This is a genomic window from Novosphingobium sp. TK46 (assembly GCF_055361525.1).
The window spans coordinates 1,395,174-1,410,859 of the sequence record NZ_CM143963.1 but is presented as its reverse complement, the minus strand read 5'-3'; the positions used below and the strand labels follow the sequence as shown (position 1 = coordinate 1,410,859).

19 protein-coding genes are annotated in these 15,686 nt (G+C 65.5%); 10 read left to right on the top strand and 9 right to left on the bottom strand.

Features of this window, described 5'->3' with window-relative positions:
• Genes flgG through flgB form a run of 6 tightly spaced genes read right to left on the bottom strand, consistent with a single transcriptional unit; the run spans position 1 to position 3,442 of the window.
• Entirely contained in the window at positions 1-789 is a 789-nt protein-coding gene (gene flgG, locus ACXJ1Z_RS06715) for a flagellar basal-body rod protein FlgG (RefSeq protein WP_463780502.1), read from the bottom strand.
• Between the two features lie 19 nt (positions 790-808).
• Positions 809-1,549, bottom strand: a complete 741-nt coding sequence (locus ACXJ1Z_RS06710) for a flagellar basal body rod protein FlgF (RefSeq protein ID WP_463780501.1) — start codon at positions 1,547-1,549, stop codon at positions 809-811.
• Between the two features lie 10 nt (positions 1,550-1,559).
• The gene (locus ACXJ1Z_RS06705) at positions 1,560-2,360 is read right to left on the bottom strand and encodes a flagellar hook-basal body protein (protein WP_463780499.1); all 801 of its coding nucleotides are present in this window, start codon (positions 2,358-2,360) and stop codon (positions 1,560-1,562) included.
• A 12-nt stretch (positions 2,361-2,372) separates the two neighbouring features.
• On the bottom strand, positions 2,373-2,687 hold the full coding sequence (locus tag ACXJ1Z_RS06700; RefSeq protein WP_463780498.1) for a flagellar hook capping FlgD N-terminal domain-containing protein: 315 nt from the start codon (positions 2,685-2,687) through the stop codon (positions 2,373-2,375).
• Positions 2,684-3,088, bottom strand: a complete 405-nt coding sequence (gene flgC / locus ACXJ1Z_RS06695; RefSeq protein ID WP_463780497.1) for a flagellar basal body rod protein FlgC — start codon at positions 3,086-3,088, stop codon at positions 2,684-2,686. The genes ACXJ1Z_RS06700 and flgC overlap by 4 nt, the downstream gene beginning before the upstream one ends.
• 3 nt (positions 3,089-3,091) lie before the next feature.
• On the bottom strand, positions 3,092-3,442 hold the full coding sequence (gene flgB / locus ACXJ1Z_RS06690; RefSeq protein ID WP_463780495.1) for a flagellar basal body rod protein FlgB: 351 nt from the start codon (positions 3,440-3,442) through the stop codon (positions 3,092-3,094).
• Between the two features lie 286 nt (positions 3,443-3,728).
• Between flgB and ACXJ1Z_RS06685 the strand changes: the two genes are divergently transcribed.
• The 8 genes from ACXJ1Z_RS06685 to ACXJ1Z_RS06650 all read left to right on the top strand — a co-directional run bounded on the left by ACXJ1Z_RS06685 (position 3,729) and on the right by ACXJ1Z_RS06650 (position 9,992).
• The gene (locus ACXJ1Z_RS06685) at positions 3,729-4,394 is read left to right on the top strand and encodes a MotA/TolQ/ExbB proton channel family protein (protein WP_463780493.1); all 666 of its coding nucleotides are present in this window, start codon (positions 3,729-3,731) and stop codon (positions 4,392-4,394) included.
• Positions 4,394-4,876, top strand: coding sequence for a hypothetical protein (locus tag ACXJ1Z_RS06680; protein WP_463780492.1), 483 nt, complete (start codon positions 4,394-4,396; stop codon positions 4,874-4,876). Before ACXJ1Z_RS06685 ends, ACXJ1Z_RS06680 begins: the two co-directional genes overlap by 1 nt.
• Positions 4,873-5,370: a flagella basal body P-ring formation protein FlgA gene (locus tag ACXJ1Z_RS06675; protein WP_463780490.1), complete on the top strand. Its 498-nt coding sequence runs from the start codon at positions 4,873-4,875 to the stop codon at positions 5,368-5,370. The genes ACXJ1Z_RS06680 and ACXJ1Z_RS06675 overlap by 4 nt, the downstream gene beginning before the upstream one ends.
• Positions 5,371-5,484: 114 nt before the next feature.
• Entirely contained in the window at positions 5,485-5,811 is a 327-nt protein-coding gene (locus tag ACXJ1Z_RS06670) for a flagellar biosynthesis anti-sigma factor FlgM (protein WP_463780488.1), read from the top strand.
• Complete coding sequence (locus ACXJ1Z_RS06665) at positions 5,808-6,173, top strand: flagellar protein FlgN (RefSeq protein ID WP_463780487.1); 366 nt, start codon at positions 5,808-5,810, stop codon at positions 6,171-6,173. The genes ACXJ1Z_RS06670 and ACXJ1Z_RS06665 overlap by 4 nt, the downstream gene beginning before the upstream one ends.
• A gap of 71 nt (positions 6,174-6,244) precedes the next feature.
• A complete protein-coding gene (locus tag ACXJ1Z_RS06660; protein ID WP_463780485.1) occupies positions 6,245-7,120 on the top strand; it encodes a transglycosylase SLT domain-containing protein in 876 nt (291 codons plus the stop codon).
• Entirely contained in the window at positions 7,117-9,240 is a 2,124-nt protein-coding gene (locus ACXJ1Z_RS06655; protein ID WP_463780483.1) for a flagellar biosynthesis protein FlhA, read from the top strand. The genes ACXJ1Z_RS06660 and ACXJ1Z_RS06655 overlap by 4 nt, the downstream gene beginning before the upstream one ends.
• Positions 9,237-9,992, top strand: coding sequence for a sigma-70 family RNA polymerase sigma factor (locus tag ACXJ1Z_RS06650; RefSeq protein WP_463780481.1), 756 nt, complete (start codon positions 9,237-9,239; stop codon positions 9,990-9,992). The genes ACXJ1Z_RS06655 and ACXJ1Z_RS06650 overlap by 4 nt, the downstream gene beginning before the upstream one ends.
• Before the next feature lie 43 nt (positions 9,993-10,035).
• Here ACXJ1Z_RS06650 and ACXJ1Z_RS06645 read toward each other — a convergent pair whose 3' ends face one another.
• A complete protein-coding gene (locus tag ACXJ1Z_RS06645; RefSeq protein WP_463780479.1) occupies positions 10,036-10,845 on the bottom strand; it encodes a class I mannose-6-phosphate isomerase in 810 nt (269 codons plus the stop codon).
• Positions 10,842-11,879, bottom strand: a complete 1,038-nt coding sequence (locus ACXJ1Z_RS06640; protein WP_463780478.1) for a mannose-1-phosphate guanylyltransferase — start codon at positions 11,877-11,879, stop codon at positions 10,842-10,844. The genes ACXJ1Z_RS06645 and ACXJ1Z_RS06640 overlap by 4 nt, the downstream gene beginning before the upstream one ends.
• Positions 11,880-12,278: 399 nt before the next feature.
• Between ACXJ1Z_RS06640 and rpoZ the strand changes: the two genes are divergently transcribed.
• Positions 12,279-12,623 (top strand): DNA-directed RNA polymerase subunit omega, encoded by a 345-nt coding sequence (rpoZ, locus tag ACXJ1Z_RS06635; protein ID WP_463780476.1) that lies wholly within the window; start codon positions 12,279-12,281, stop codon positions 12,621-12,623.
• A gap of 38 nt (positions 12,624-12,661) precedes the next feature.
• Positions 12,662-13,483 (top strand): ParA family protein, encoded by an 822-nt coding sequence (locus tag ACXJ1Z_RS06630; protein ID WP_463780474.1) that lies wholly within the window; start codon positions 12,662-12,664, stop codon positions 13,481-13,483.
• 223 nt (positions 13,484-13,706) lie between these two features.
• On the opposite strand, the gene ftsH is transcribed toward ACXJ1Z_RS06630, so the two are convergent.
• The gene (gene ftsH, locus ACXJ1Z_RS06625) at positions 13,707-15,641 is read right to left on the bottom strand and encodes an ATP-dependent zinc metalloprotease FtsH (RefSeq protein ID WP_463780473.1); all 1,935 of its coding nucleotides are present in this window, start codon (positions 15,639-15,641) and stop codon (positions 13,707-13,709) included.
• Positions 15,642-15,686 lie beyond the last annotated feature (45 nt).

The window sequence follows — 15,686 nt, the reverse complement described above, 5'->3', positions numbered from 1 at the left end:
TCACAGGGTCTGGTTCGCGTTGCGCAGCATTTCGTCGACCGACGAGATCATCTTGGAATTGATCTCGTAGGCGCGCTGCGTCTCGATCATGTCGACCATCTCCTCGACGATGTTGACGTTCGAGCCTTCGAGCATGCCCTGGCGGATGTGGCCGCGGCCTTCCTCTCCGGCGACGCCGATCTGGGCGGGGCCCGAGGCGCTGGTCTCCATCATGAAGTTGTCCGAAGCGGGCTGCAGCGCCGCCGGGTTGGTAAACGTGGCGACGGTGATCTGGCCGATTTCCTGCGCTTCGTTCTGGCCTGCGACCTGCGCCGAAACGGTGCCGTCCTGGCTGATCGTCACCGAGGTCGAGCCGGTCGGCACGTTGATCGGCGGCTGCAGCGGATAGCCTTGCGTCGTCACCACCTGGCCTTCGCTGGTCAGCGAGAAGTTGCCGGCCCGAGTATAGCCAAGCTGTCCGCCCGGCAGCTGGACCTGGAAATACCCGTCACCGTCCAGCGCCATGTCATAGGAGCGGTCGGTGGTTTCCAGGGTCCCTTGCGTCTCGATCCGGGTGGTCGACTGCATCGCGACGCCGGTGCCCAGGTTCAACCCGTTGGCATAGGCGGTCTCGCTGGAAGACTGTGCGCCGGCCACGCGCGCGTTCTGGTAGGCCAGCGTCGCGAAGTTGGCGCGGTCGCGCTTGAAACCGGTGGTCGAGACGTTCGCCAGGTTGTTGGCGATGACGCGCATGCGCTGGTCCTGGGCTTCCAGGCCGGTGCGGGCGACGTGCAGGGCGGAGGTTGGCATGGCTTACAGCTTCCTTGGATTAATCGAGGCGCATGAGCTTGGACGAGCCTTCGTCCAGCTCCTTGGCGGTCGAGACGAGCTTGGTGCGCAGATCGAACAGGCGCTGCGATTCGATCATGTCGACCAGGACTTCGGAGGAATTGACGTTCGATTGTTCGACCGATTCAGGGACGACATGCGCGTTGTCGTCGACCGGCAGCACGCCGCCGCCGGGGACGCGGAACACGCCTGTCAGATCCTTTTCCAGGTTCGAGCCGGCGGTGCTGACCAGCTTTAGCCGGTCGATCTTCTGCGGCTCCTGCTCGGGCGTCGAGGGATCGCGCACCATCACCGAGCCATCCTGCGAGATGCTGACGGTGGCGCCGGGCGGCACCATCAGCGGCCCGGTCTCGCCCAGCACCGGCAGCCCCTCGCCGTTTTCGACCACGCCGGTGGTCGAGATCGAGAGGTCGCCGCGCCGGGTATAGGCCTCCTGGCCATCGGCGCCTTGCACCGCCAGCATCGTGTCGCCGGTCATCGCCACGTCGAGCGGGCGCCCGGTGGCGATGATCGCGCCTTCCTTCATGTTGGCGCCCTTGACCTCGGACCGGTTCATCGCCCGCACGTCGAGCTGCGGACCGTCGAGCGTGACGGTCTCTGCCCGCATGACCTCGGCCTTGAAGCCGATGGTCTGTGCGTTCGCCATGTTGCTTGCGATCATGCGCTCGCGCATCATCGAAGCGTTCATGCCGGAGACGGCGGTGTAGACGAGCCGGTCCATCGGTCAGCCCTTACGAACGCAGGCCGATGATGGTCTGCGAGATCTGCGTCGCGGTGTCGATCGCCTTGGCGTTCGCCTGGAAATAGCGCTGCGCCGTGATCAGGTTGACCAGCTCCTCGGCGATATCGACGTTCGAATGCTCGATCGAGCCCGACAGCAGGGCGCCGAAGTCACCGGTGTCGGGAACGCCGCGCTGAGGGGCGCCGGACAGGCCGGTGGCCTTCCAGTTGGAGCTGCCGACCTGCTTGAGGCCATCGGGTGCGATGAAGCTGGCGAGCGAGACCGTGCCCATCGGCAGGGTCGAGCTATCGGCGTAGGATGCGGTGACCGCGCCGCGGCTCGAGATGGTGACACCGACGAAGGCGGCGCCGGCCGCGTTGGTCGCGGGGACCACCACGTCGCTCGGCGTGCCCGGAGGGGCGGTGCCGGGAGCGAAAGCCTGCAGCTTGTTGCCCGAGCCATCGTTGACGATGCCGTTCTCGTCGATCGAGAAGCTGCCGTTGCGCGTGAACATGGTGTCGCCGGTGGGTGACTTGACTTCGAAGAAGCCGTTGCCGGTGATCGCGACGTCCAATGCCGAACCGGTCTGCTCGACCGGGCCGACCGAGAACGTCTGCGTGATCGAGTCCACCGCCGAGCCGATGCCCTGGACTTGCTTGGGGTTGGTGAACGACGAGCTGGCGACGATGTCGGCGAAGTCGACGCGCGACTTCTTGAAGCCGTTGGTCTCGGCGTTGGCGATATTGTGGCTGATGACGTTGAGGTCGGTCTGGGCGTTCTTCAGCCCGCTGATCGAGGTGTAATAGGACATGAGGCTGGCTCCTTACGAGGCGGTCGGTGTGGTGGTGCCGGGGGTAATCGTGGCGGTCTTGGAAATCAGGACGTCGAGCTTGCTGGCGATCGCCTTCATGGTGCTGCCCATCTCGGACGTGCTGGCGAGCGAGGAGAATTGCGCCATCTGCGACAGCATCTGCTTCTGATCGACCGGATCGGTGGGATCCTGCTGCTTCATCTGCTCGGTCATGAGCTTGAGGAAGTCGTTCGCGCCCAGCGAGCCGAGGCCGGTCTTGGCGGTCGTCGTGTCGGTGGCGGCGGTCGTCTTGGCCGCATAGTTCGAGAATACGGAGCTTACGGTCATTTCAACCTCATCGTTTCGAGCATGAGTTGCTTGGCGGTGGAGAGGGCCTCCACCATGTTCTGATACTGGCGCGAGCTTTCGAGCATCTCGACCATCTCGGCGTTTTCATCGACCGGCGCGCTCCACACGTCGCCGTTCTTGTCGGCGAGCGGATGGTTCGGGTCGTGCTGGCGGATCGCGGCGCCATTTTCGCGCACCACGCCCTGCACCTTGACCGAAGCCATGCCGGTGGCGCGGTCGAAGTCTTCGGCGAAGACGGCGCGGATCGGGCGATAGGCCGCCTCTTCGCTGCCGGTGATGGTACCCGCGTTGGCGAGATTGGACGCGGCGGCGTTCATACGTACGAGCTGCGCCGACATGCCGCGCTGGGCGACATCGAACAGGGAGGTGGGGCCGCTCATCGCTTATTCGCCCCGCATCGCGCGCGTCAGCGTGTCGACGCGGCCGCGGATGAATTCGAGCGTGGCGGAATAGCCCACCGCGTTTTCGGAAAACGCAAGCTGCTCGCTTTGCATCTCGACCGTGTTGCCATCCATCGATGGCATCACCGGCGTGCGATAGAGCACCGCGCCCTTGGCGGCGGCATCGGTATCACCGTTCCCGCTCTGGCTCTTGGCGAGCGCGGCGTGAAAGTCGATGTCCTTGGCCTTGTACCCCGGCGTCGCGGCGTTCGCGATGTTGGAGGCGATCATGCCCATCCGCTGCGAACGCAGTTCGAGAGCGGCGGCGTGGATGCCGAACAGGCTCTGGCTCATCGCTTGGGTTCCCTTCCTGGCTTGCATGGTCGTGGGTGTCACGACATTCGCGAGCCATATCAGCAAGCACCGTGCCAACTGCTCTCGACCACGCTGTGCAAGGGCGTCTGGCCGGCCACGCCGCTGGTGATTTCACCCCATAGGCCACACGGGTCACCGCACGGTGGATCGCACGCCACGTTGGCCGGCACCGGCAAGCTCTTGCCGCCAACCGGCAAATGCACGTTGCCGCCAAAAAGTCTTGAAGCGGGCGCCGTTCTTGTGTTGCGAAGGAGTGTCTCGCGTCATGCATCCCCAAGCCCTGATCGATCCCGTGTCCGCCGCCATCGTCGTGGGAGGCACGTTGCTGGCCACGTTCCTGCGCTGCGGGCCGAGCGATTGCCGGGTCGCGCTGGGCGTCGTGTTGGCGCTGGGGCGCAACCGCTTCAATGCCGAGCGTGCCCGCAGCGAACTGGCCACGCACGTGCAGGCGATCCGTCGCGACGGACTGCTGCGCGCGCAGCCGCACCACTTCGGCGACGCCGAGTTCGACGATGCCTGCGACAGCCTGGCCGAGACTCATTCGCTGACCGCCTTGCGCGACGCCCATCGCGCCCACCGCCAAAAGCGACAGGATCGCAGCCGTCGCGCGATCGACGTGTTCGCCCAGGCCGCCGAGATGGCTCCGGTGTTCGGTCTGGCCGGTACGCTGATATCACTCAGCCAGTTGCCGCCCGGTGGCGCCGCGAGCGGCGATTTCACCGGCGCGATCGGCATGGCGGTGATCACCACGCTGTATGGCCTGCTGCTGGGCAACGTGCTGTTCGCTCCGCTGGCCCGGCTGATCGAACGCATCGCCGATGCCGAGGAGTATGAGCGTCAGACGGTGGTCGACTGGCTCGAGACGCAGATCGCGCCAGCGGTGCCGCGATTGCACGAAGGCAAGGCGACATCCGAAAAGGCGCGTGCCTGATGAGCGTTCGCGTCGGCACCGGCTGGCAGACGATCATCGCTGACCTGTCGATGATCCTGTTCATGCTGACGGCTAGCGCCGTGGCGCATCAAGGCTCGCGGACCAGCCCACCGCCAGTCAGCCCACCGCCGGCTAGCGCGGTCACGTCGAAACCGGCGCCCCTTCAGCCCACTGCCCGTGGCGAGCCGGTGGCCGTATGGATCGCCGGCGAGGGGGCGCCGCCGCTGCGCGAGTGGCTGGCGCAGCAACCGCGCGACAGCCGCCAGCAAGTCACCATCACCGCGACGTATGCGCCCGGCGCCATGGCGCAGGCGATGGCGCAGGCCCAAGCCCTGGCCTTGCAGGCGGGGGATGCGCGTGTCGTCGTCGAGCCGGGCCCGGCGAGCGTGAGAGTGGAGATCGGCTACGATGCGCCCGAGGCGCGGCTGGCACATGACTTGCGTAGGGAAGCGGACGCTATCAAGTCCAAGGACCGTTCATGAGCTTCACTCTTGCCATCTTCGCCGCGGCGGCTGCCGCGGGCGGTTATGCCGATCTCGAGACGATCGACCGCGAGGTCGCCGGCTTCACCGGGGCCCAGATCGGGCAGAGCGGCGGCGCGATGACGCCGGTGGACCGGCGCCTGCGCCTGGCACCGTGCGGATCGCCGCTGGCGCTCGCCTGGCGCACCCAGAACCATGAAAGCGTCGTCGTCCAGTGCGGCGATCCCGGCAGCTGGCGGCTGTTCGTGCCGGTCAAGCGCGACATGCAAGGGGCCGGACAGGGCATGGCCGGTGCGCCCGCGATCAATCGCGGCGACGGCATCTCGATCGCGGTCAACGGCGATGGCTTCAGCGTGGCGCAGCCGGGCGAGGCGATGGAGTCCGGCGCGGTCGGCAGCTGGATCCGGGTGCGACCGATCAACGCCAAGCCCAATGCCGAGGCCATGCGCGCGCAAGTCGTGCGCCCCGGCCTGGTCGCGCTGCCGCTCGACTGAGACGCGGCCGACATGATTTTGCCGGGCAGACCGGCAACGATTTGCCGCTTCGCCCCTTAATCGCTTTTCGCCGCTACCGTTCTTTCCTGTAAGAAGTCACACAGGAGCGGCGAAATGCCTCCAATCGAAGTGGGTGCAGCCCGCGCGATCGGCGCGGTAAGTCCCGAATTGACCCGCAGAATCAGTGCGGAAACGGCGACCGACAGTGCCACCGTCAACGCAAGCCCCGCGCAGGCGACCGTGCCGCAAAGCACGCAAGTCGACGCCAAGCCAGCCATCGCCACCAGCGAAGCGCTCGATCCGGGCAAGGAACCGGTCGACATCGATCGCGTGGCGCAGATCCGTAAAGCGGTCGAAAGCGGCTCCTATCCGCTGGTGCCGGCGCGTATCGCCGATGCCATGATCGCCGCCGGCATGTTCCTCAGGAGCAGTAAAGCGTGACCATTCCCCGTTTCCCCGCGCCGGTCCCGGCCACGATCACCAACGCGGCAACCCTGCGCGACTCACTGCGGCAGATGCTTGCCGTGCTCGAGGCAGAGCGGCAGGCGCTTGCCGGGCTGGACGTCGATGGCGTGATGGGTGCGGCGAACGACAAGGGGCGACTTTGCGATGCGCTGGACGGCGCCGCCGGGATCATCCTGGACGACGAATGCCGCGCCATGCTCGAAGCGGCGCGCCGCCTCAACGAGGTAAACCGACAGATTCGCAACCTCGTGGCCGCCAATGTGAGCCGCCGGCTCGACCTGATGACGGGCGGACCGCAGCTTTATCGTGCCGGCCCGCGTCATGCGTACGCCGGCTGAGGCCCATCTTTAAGGGCAATTGGCACGCCCCTTGCTGAACGACTCCGGTAACTTTCCACCGGGATCCAGCATTGAGCGATTCTCCTTACGTCGGCACCTCGGCCCTTCCTGCAGACAACGGCACGCCCGTGCGTGCCGCCATCGCCCGGGCCGCCCAGGCGACCGGTGTCGATTTCAACTACCTGCTGGCGCAAGCCAAGCTGGAGTCCAGCCTGAACCCCTCGGCCAAGGCGCCGACGTCCAGCGCTGCCGGACTTTACCAGTTCACCAAGGGTACCTGGCTGCAGACGCTCGACCGTCACGGCTCCGCCCACGGGCTGGGCTGGGCCGGCGATGCGATCTCGGACGGACAGGTAAGCGACCCCTCGATGCGCGCGCAGATCATGGCGCTGCGCATGGACGCGAACACCTCGGCATTGATGGCGGGTGAACTGGCGGCGGACAACCGCGCCGAACTGGCGACCGCGCTGGGCCGCGAGCCTGACGCCGCCGAGCTTTACCTCGGCCACTTCCTCGGCATCGGCGGCGCGACCAATTTCCTGACCACGCTGGCGAACGATCCCAACGCCAGCGCCGCGGCCCTGCTGCCACAAGCCGCTGCCGCCAACCATGGCATCTTCTATGGTCCGCAAGGCGCGCGCAGCGTGTCCGACATGATGAACCTCATCCGGGGTCGGGTCAGCGGGGCGATGGAAGGCGGCAGCGCCGCGATGTGGGCCGCAACCGGCGCCGGCATGCCGGGCCAGATGCAGACTTTCAACGTGCCGACGCAGCAGCCCACCGGTGGCCCGATCGAGCGTGAGTTCCGCTCTGCCGAGATGCAGATGCCGACCTCGACCAGCCGCTCGATGGCGCAGACGGTCAGCGACAGCTTCGGCGGCAGCGTCGCAAGCGCGCCTGCGCATGTCCGTAACGCCTATGCCCAGCTGGCGAGGCTGGGCCTGTGAGCGCCTTCCTTAATCGCCTTTCCGGGATCGGCTCGCTGGCGCTGCCCAGCGGCATCCTCGTCCTGATCGTGCTGATGATCGTGCCGGTCCCGGCGATCGTGCTCGATATCTCGTTCGTGCTCAACATCGCGCTGTCGGTGGCGATCCTGATGGCGGCGATGAACGCGACCAAGCCGCTCGACTTCTCGTCCTTCCCGTCCGTGCTGCTGTTCGCGACATTGCTGCGCCTGGCGCTCAACGTCGCCTCCACCCGCGTCGTGCTGGTCCACGGCCACGAGGGCGAGGCGGCCGCCGGCATGGTGATCGAAAGCTTCGGCGCGTTCCTGATCGGCGGCAACTTCGCGGTCGGCATTTTCGTGTTCATGATCCTGATGATCATCAACATGGTGGTGGTCACCAAGGGTGCGGGCCGCGTGTCGGAAGTTTCGGCGCGCTTCACCCTCGACGCCTTGCCCGGCAAGCAGATGGCGATCGACGCGGACCTTGCCGCCGGCCTGATGAACGCCGACGAAGCCAAGGCCCGCCGCCGCGAAGTCGCGACCGAAGCCGACTTCTACGGTTCGATGGATGGCGCCAGCAAGTTCGTGAAGGGCGACGCGGTCGCCGCGCTGCTGATCCTGGGCGTCAACATCATCGCCGGTTTCTGCCTGGGCATGATCAGCCACGGCCTGTCCGCAGGCGAGGCGGCGCAGCACTACATCACGCTCGCCATCGGTGACGCGCTGGTGGCGCAAGTGCCCTCGCTGCTGCTCTCGATCGCCGCAGCCGTGATCGTCACCCGCGTCTCGGACACCCGCGATCTTGCCGGCCAGATCGGCGGCCAGTTCGCCACGCCCAGCACCTGGTTGCCGGTGGCGGTGGTGATGGGCGCGATCGGCTGCATTCCGGCGATGCCGCAGTCGATCTTCCTGCCCGCCGCCGCGCTGGCCGGCTGGCTGTGGCACACGCTGAGGAAGCGCGCCAATCGCCCCGCTCCGGTGGCCGAGGAGCCCGCAGCGCTCCCCGTCGATCCCGGCCGCATCGTTCTGGAGGACGTGTCCGACCACACCCTCGTCACCATCGAGCTGGGCTATGGCCTCGTCCAGCTGGTCGACGAGCGCAAGAGCGCGCCGCTGATCACCCGCATCACTGGCGTGCGCAAGCAGCTGAGCCAAACCTTCGGCTTCATCGTGCCCCAGTTCCGCGTACGCGACGCGCTCGACATGGCGCCCAACGATTATCGCATCGTGCTGGGCGGGGTGACGCTGGGCGGTGCCACCATTCGCGCCGATCGGGTGCTGGCGATCGACGCCGGTGAGGCACGCCCCACCCATACCTTGCGGGGCGATGCCACGCGCGATCCCAGCTTCGGCTGCCCGGCCTTGTGGATCGATCCCGCCGCGCGGGACCACGCCGTGGCCGAAGGCTTCCTGACCGTCGATGCCGCGACCGTGATCGCCACGCACCTCAACCAGTTGCTGGCAGAACGACCGCACGACCTGCTCGGCCCCGACGAGGTCCGCATGCTTATCGATGGCGTGAAGGAACACTCTGCCGGTCTGGTCGAAACCATCCATCCGGCACCGCTGAGCCTCGCCGCGATCACGCGTGTGCTGCGCGCGCTGCTGGAAGACGGCATCCCGATCAGCCACCCGCTGCCCATCCTGGCATCGCTGAGCCGCGCGGTCATGCAGACCATCGATCACGATCGCCTCGTCGAACTGGTCCGCGCCGATCTGGGCTCGCTGATCGTCGGGCGCATCTGCCCGCCGCACGAGCGCCTGCCGGTGATCACCCTCGACGCTGGCCTCGAAGGCGCCATCGTCCAGGGCATGCACGATCCGGTCACCGGCCAGCCGGTGATCGAGCCCGACCTCGCGCGCATGATCGGCGAGCGTGTCGCGATGCTGTCGGCCGAGCGGGGCCCCAATGCGATCCCGCTGACGCTGGTGGTGCAGCCGCGCGCCCGCCGGGTGCTGGCCGCGCTGTTGCGGATGCGTGCGCCCGCCTGTCTCGTCCTGTCGATTTCCGAATTGCCGCCGACACAGCCGATCGAGGTCGTCGACGTCATCGGTGCCGCACCGCCTGCCCCGGCGCTGCCCGAACCCCACATCATCGAATCCATGGATATGGCCGCATGAAGCTAGACCATTCGAATTTCGGTTCCAACGCATCGGGTGCGCGTCGCATCGCTGGCGCCTATCAGGGCGATACCGGCGATCGCGTCCGCCGCTTCCTGCCGATGGTCCGTCGCCTCGCCTGGCACGTCAACGGCACCGGCCGTCCCGGTATCGAGGTGGAAGATCTGGTGCAGGCCGGTCTCGTCGCGCTGACCGAATGCGCGCAAAAGCACCAGGGTCCGGGCGAGGACGGCTTCGCGGCCTATGCCAAGATGCGTGTGCGTGGGGCGATGGTCGATCTGATCCGGCGCACGATACCGATGTCGCGGGGCGCCTCGGAACGCAGCCGTAACTTGCGCGAGAAGGAAACCGAACTGCGCGGCACGCTGGGGCGCGACCCAACCTCGTACGAACTGGCCACGGCGCTCGGCGTCGACGAGACTCACCTGGCGGCGCTGCGCGATACCAGCCAGCCGCTGCGGTTCGATTCGATCGACGAGGTCTATTCCGACCAGAACACCGCTTTTGCCGATCAGACGCCAGACAGCCTGAGCTTGCTGCAGGACGAGGAAACCCGCGGCGCGGTGATCGCCGCGATCGGTGGCTTGCCCGAACGGCTGCGGCTGATCGTGTCGCTCTACTTCGTCGAGGAACTCAACCTGTCCGAGATCGCGCAAGTGCTCGATGTGTCGATCCCGCGCATCCACCAGTTGAAGGCGCAAGCCTTGTCCAAGCTGCGCGACGCGCTGGAAGGCGTAGCGGACGTGGTCTGAATCTGCCTCCGGTCATCCCCGCGAGAGCGGGGTTGACGAGGGTTCAGCGGTAAGGCGCCGCCAGCAAGCATAATCCTAGCTTCGCGAACGTCACGTCGGCGAGGCTGCTCGCCACGGCGCAGCCACCCGGAGCGATCTCCTCTCCGGCGACATGGACTGACTGTTCACGCGGGATCACCAGCAACGCGCCGGTATAGCGCGAGGCTATGTCGTCGGACGGCAGACCGGCAACCTGATCCAGCAGGAACAACGGTCCCGGCACCAGCGACACCGTGGTGCCCTCGGCTGCCTTGCCCTTCCACTTGTCGTCGTAGGGCTCGCCGATCGCGATCTCGACGCTCTCGTCCAGGTGCAGTTCGCGCGGGCGGCCATAGTCGTACAGGCGATAGGTGATGTCGGAGTTCTGCTGGACTTCGATCAGGCTGATCCCGGCGCCGATCGCGTGCACCGTATTGGCCGGGATGTAATAGAAATCGCCCGGCGACACCGTATGCCAAGTCATCAGGTGTTCGATCGAACCGTCCAGCGCCGCTGCGCGCATGCGCTCGGCATCGATGTGCTGGTTGAAGCCGATACCCAGCTTCGCGCCCGGCTCGGCCGCGACGATCACCCAGCACTCTTCCTTGCCCTGGCGACCGAGACCCTTGGCGAGGGTCTGGGCATCGCTGGGGTGGACCTGCACCGACAGCGGCTCGCTGGTGAAGATGTACTTGACCAGCAGCTCGGGCAACTCCGGCGGCGGTTCGAACCAGACTTCGCCGATCTTCTTGCCTTCCGGCGCGGTGAACGGCGCAGGCAGGGTTTCGCGACCCCAGGGCTTTTCGACTTCCTTGATAGGGAGTGAGCCGCTCACTGGTTGGCAGCGCCTGAAAGCTTGCCGACTTTCTGGGCGCCGGCGGCAGTTGTGATCATGATATCGTCTCCATCGACCACGACGTAGACACCCTCCAGTCCGATCACGGACACACGCGGGCCGTCGCTATCGACAAGAACATTGCGGCAGTCGACCAGTTCCACCGGCCCGCGCGTGGCATTGCCGTTTTCGTCCTGCTCGCGCGCCAGATGCAACGCCGGCCAGTTGCCGATGTCGGACCACGCCATGTCGGCCGGGACCATCGCAGCGCGCCGGGTGTTCTCCATCACCGCGTAGTCGATCGACTCGCTGTCCACCGCGGCAAAGGCGTCCGCGTCAGGGTGGAAGCGGCGGCCGTCCTCGTGCCCCTTTTCGACCGCGACACGCACCGCGGCCAGAATTGCGGGACGATGCGCTTCGAGCTCGCGCAGGAAATCACCCGCAGTGAAGGCGAAGATGCCGCCGTTCCAGGCATAGGATCCGTCGGCGAGGAAAGCCTCGGCTCGCTCCAGTTCGGGCTTTTCCACGAATTGAGCGGTCCGAAAACCGACCGAACCGATCGCTTCGCCGCGCTTGAGATACCCGAAGCCCGTTTCGGGGGCAGTGGGCTCGATGCCGAGGGATACGAGCCAGCCCTCCTTCGCCAGGCCCGCTGCGGCACACGCCGCTTCGCTGAATGCGCGGGGGTCGCCGATGTGATGATCGCTGGGGCATACCAGCATGACCGCGTCCTCGGGCAGGCGCAATGCCGCCAGCGCGATCGCCGCCGCTGTGTTGCGGGCGACAGGTTCGATGATGATCGAGGCCCCCTCAGCTTCACCGATTTGCGCTTCGACATGCTGGAGATGATTGCGCCCGGTCACGATTATCGGCGGCCCAAAGCCATCGCTCGCCGGACAGCGCAAAAGTGTCGCCTCGAACAAAGTGGCATCACCTACCAGCGGCAAAAATGGTTTGGGCTGGGTCGCCCGGCTGCGCGGCCAGAGCCGCGTACCATTGCCGCCACACAGGATTACCGGGGTGATCGCGCTCATCTTCGTCCTTGCAACTCGTCGCATTAGATTGCTGCTTTGCAACATATGCCGATGCAAAGCCAGAGGTCCGTCTGCACCCCCGGCTTCCGGTGTTCCCGTAGGTGACCATCGGCAAGGCGTAGAGCCTACGTACATCTGCCAGATATGTTGTGCCGGTGTGACGATGCCGCAAGGTGAGACGCCCATCTCCGAAACCGGATGCATCGGCTTGGCTCCGGCATTGCCGAGCGCGACCGCAGTATCGTTCGCGCCATCCGCGTGACCATGGTAGGCGTCGTATGCATGAAGGATGGACGCGCCCTAAGCCTGATCGCGCCGTATGGGTGAGATCGTTGACTTTTTCTCATTCGCGCGGTACGAGGTAGCCCTTCTTATTCCGTTGATGTTCTGGAGTGCCCTATGGCGCGCGTTACCGTCGAAGATTGTGTCGACAAGATCCCCAACCGTTTCGATCTGGTGTTGCTGGCGGCACAGCGTGCGCGCGAGATCTCGGGTGGCGCGGAACTGACCATTGAGCGTGACCGCGACAAGAACCCGGTCGTCGCGCTGCGAGAGATCGCGGAGACGACGGTGCGCCCGGCCAACCTCAAGGAAACACTGGTTTCGTCGCTGCAGCGCGTCCTGCCTGAAGATGATGACGAAATGGACGATGTGGGTTCGCTGAGCCAGTCGGCCGAGGCCCTGCGGATCACCGCTGCCGCGCCGACGCGCAATACCTCCATCGGGTCCGATTACGATGGCTGAGGCCTGATCGGGCAGGCGAAACGCGGGGACGGTCGGGCGTGGCGAAACGCGAACGGACGCTTCCGCGTATTGCCGGCCTGGTTCGTGCACCCAGGTCGGTTCCGACAACCCAGCTGCGCAAGAGTGCGACGATCGCGGTCTATAGCGTCAAGGGCGGTGTCGGAAAGACCACTGTCGCTGCAAACCTGGCTTGGTGTTCCGCCGAGCTATCAGGGCGTCCCACTTTGTTGTGGGACCTCGATGCCGCGGGCGGATCGGGGTTTCTCTATGGACTCGACCCGTTAGCGTCCTCGCAGGCGGGCGAAGTGTTTTCGCGCGATGCCGATCCCGACGCGCTCATACGCGAGACGGAATTTTCCGGTCTGGACGTCCTTCCGGCAGACGAATCGATCCGCAGCATCGATGCGACGCTCAACGCCATCGGCAAGCGCAAGCGGCTGGCGCGTCTTACCGAGATGCTGGGGTCGCGCTATGAGCGGATCGTGCTGGATTGTCCGCCGGTCATGAACGAGTTGAGCGCGCAAGTCGTGCGCGCGGCGGACCTGATCATCGTGCCGCTGCCGCCGTCGCCCTTATCGGCCCGGGCGCTCGAACTGGTGGTGCGCGAAGTTGCGGATCACGCCAAGCGGCACCCGCCGATCCTCCCCGTCCTCTCGATGATCGACATGCGCCGCGCTCTGCACAAGCAGGTACGCGAAGCGCATCCGGACTGGCCGACGATCCCCTACACCAGCGCGATCGAACAATGCGCCGTGCAACAGCGGCCGGTCGGGGCGATCGCCCCGCAAAGTCCCTCGGCTCAACGTTTCATCGGCTTGTGGCGTGCGATCGAGAAGAAGCTTGAGGATCGAGGCAGCTGATCCGCGTCAGATGACAGCATGCTTTGAAGGTGGCTTTAGCACGCAGGCGTAATGCGCCAGGAGAGCGGGGGCGTGGTTTCACACCAAGGCCGGGCTATGCGGGGTAGGTGTCCTGGCTCGAATGCCCTATCCGCGATCCGTCACGTATCCCCTTCCATGGAGCACGAAAAAGGGCCGAGAGTTTCCCCACGGCCCTTCTCTTAAGACTACGGGCTAGCGAAAATCAGGCGCCTTGCGGCGCTGCTCCGCCTGAAAAACGTTTGCCTGTCTTCGGGATCGAGGACCCCTTGACCGCTACCGCTCGAGCGGGGCCCTTGGGTTCGTTGGGCCGGTCGAGCTCGCCAGTTTCCATCAGCTGCTTGATATCGTCACCGCTCAGGGTTTCGTATTCGAGCATGGCGTTCGCCAGCAGGTGCAACTTTTCGGCCTGATCCTGCAAGATGTCGGTCGCACGCTTGTGCGCGGTGTCGACGAGCAGGCGGATCTCGCTATCGATCAGCTTGTTGGTCTCGTCAGAGCCCATCAGTCGGGCCGAAGCGCCCATGCCAAGATAGCCTTCCTGCTGCTCTTCGTACTGCAGCGGTCCCAGCTTGTCCGACATGCCCCACTTGGTGACCATGTTGCGGGCGAGGCCGGTGGCGTACTGGATGTCCGAAGACGCGCCCGAGCTGACCTTGTCGTAACCGAAGATGATCTCTTCGGCGACGCGACCGCCCATGGCGACGGAGAGGTTCGCAAGCATCTTGTCACGATGGTACGAGTAGCTGTCACGCTCCGGCAGGCGCATCACCATGCCCAGCGCGCGACCGCGCGGAATGATCGTGGCCTTGTGGATCGGATCGGACGCGGGCTCGTTGATCGAGATGATCGCATGGCCGGCCTCGTGATAGGCGGTCATCTTCTTCTCGTCGTCGGTCATCACCATCGAGCGGCGTTCGGCGCCCATCATGACCTTGTCCTTGGCATCCTCGAACTCCTGCATGGCGACCAAGCGCTTGTTGCGACGCGCGGCGAGCAAGGCGGCTTCGTTGACGAGGTTGGCGAGGTCCGCACCCGAGAAACCGGGGGTGCCGCGAGCGATGACGCGCGGCAGCACGTCGGGAGCCAAGGGCACCTTCTTCATGTGCACCGACAGGATCTTCTCGCGACCCTCGATGTCGGGGATCGGCACCACGACCTGACGATCGAAGCGGCCCGGACGCAGCAGGGCGGGGTCGAGCACGTCGGGGCGGTTGGTGGCCGCGATGATGATGATGCCCTCGTTGGCCTCAAAACCGTCCATTTCGACCAGCAGCTGGTTCAGCGTCTGCTCGCGCTCGTCGTTCGAGTTGCCCATGCCATGACCGCGATGGCGGCCAACGGCGTCGATTTCGTCGATGAAGACGATGCAGGGTGCGTTCTTCTTGGCCTGCTCGAACATGTCGCGCACGCGGCTGGCGCCGACGCCGACGAACATCTCGACGAAGTCGGAGCCCGAGATGGTGAAGAACGGCACGCCGGCCTCACCCGCGATGGCGCGAGCCAGCAGTGTCTTACCCGTACCGGGCGAGCCGACCAGCAGCGCGCCCTTGGGGATCTGGCCACCCAGCTTAGAGAAGCGCGTAGGGTCGCGCAGGAACTCGACGATCTCTTCCAGCTCCTCGCGCGCTTCGTCGATGCCGGCGACATCGTCGAAAGTAACGCGACCCGAACGTTCGGTCAGCAGCTTGGCCTTGGATTTGCCGAAACCCATCGCGCCCGATCCGCCACCCTTTTGCACCTGACGCAGCGCGAAGAACGCGACGCCAAGGATCAGCACGAACGGCAGCGCCTGAACCAGGATGTAGAGCAATAGGTTGGGCTCATCCGCAGCCTTGCCGGCATAGCTGACGTCATTTTGCTGAAGCAGCTGCGGCAACGTGGTGTCGTTGGGAATCGGGATGGTGCTGAACGAGTCGCCGTTCTTGTACTTGCCGACGATGCGATCGGATCCGATCTGCACTTCGGCGACAGTGCCGCCCGCCACCTTCGACCGGAAATCCGAATAGCGAATCGACTGTCCGACATCGCTGCGCGACCCGAACATCGAAACGACCATCAGCAAAGCCAGGAAGATGCCGCCCCACACCAGAAGGCTTTTGATCCAGGGATTGCCGTTGGGCTGCTGATCGTCGTTCATAGCTGTCTTTCGAAACTCGCTTTGCCTTCGTAATGTAGGCCGAAG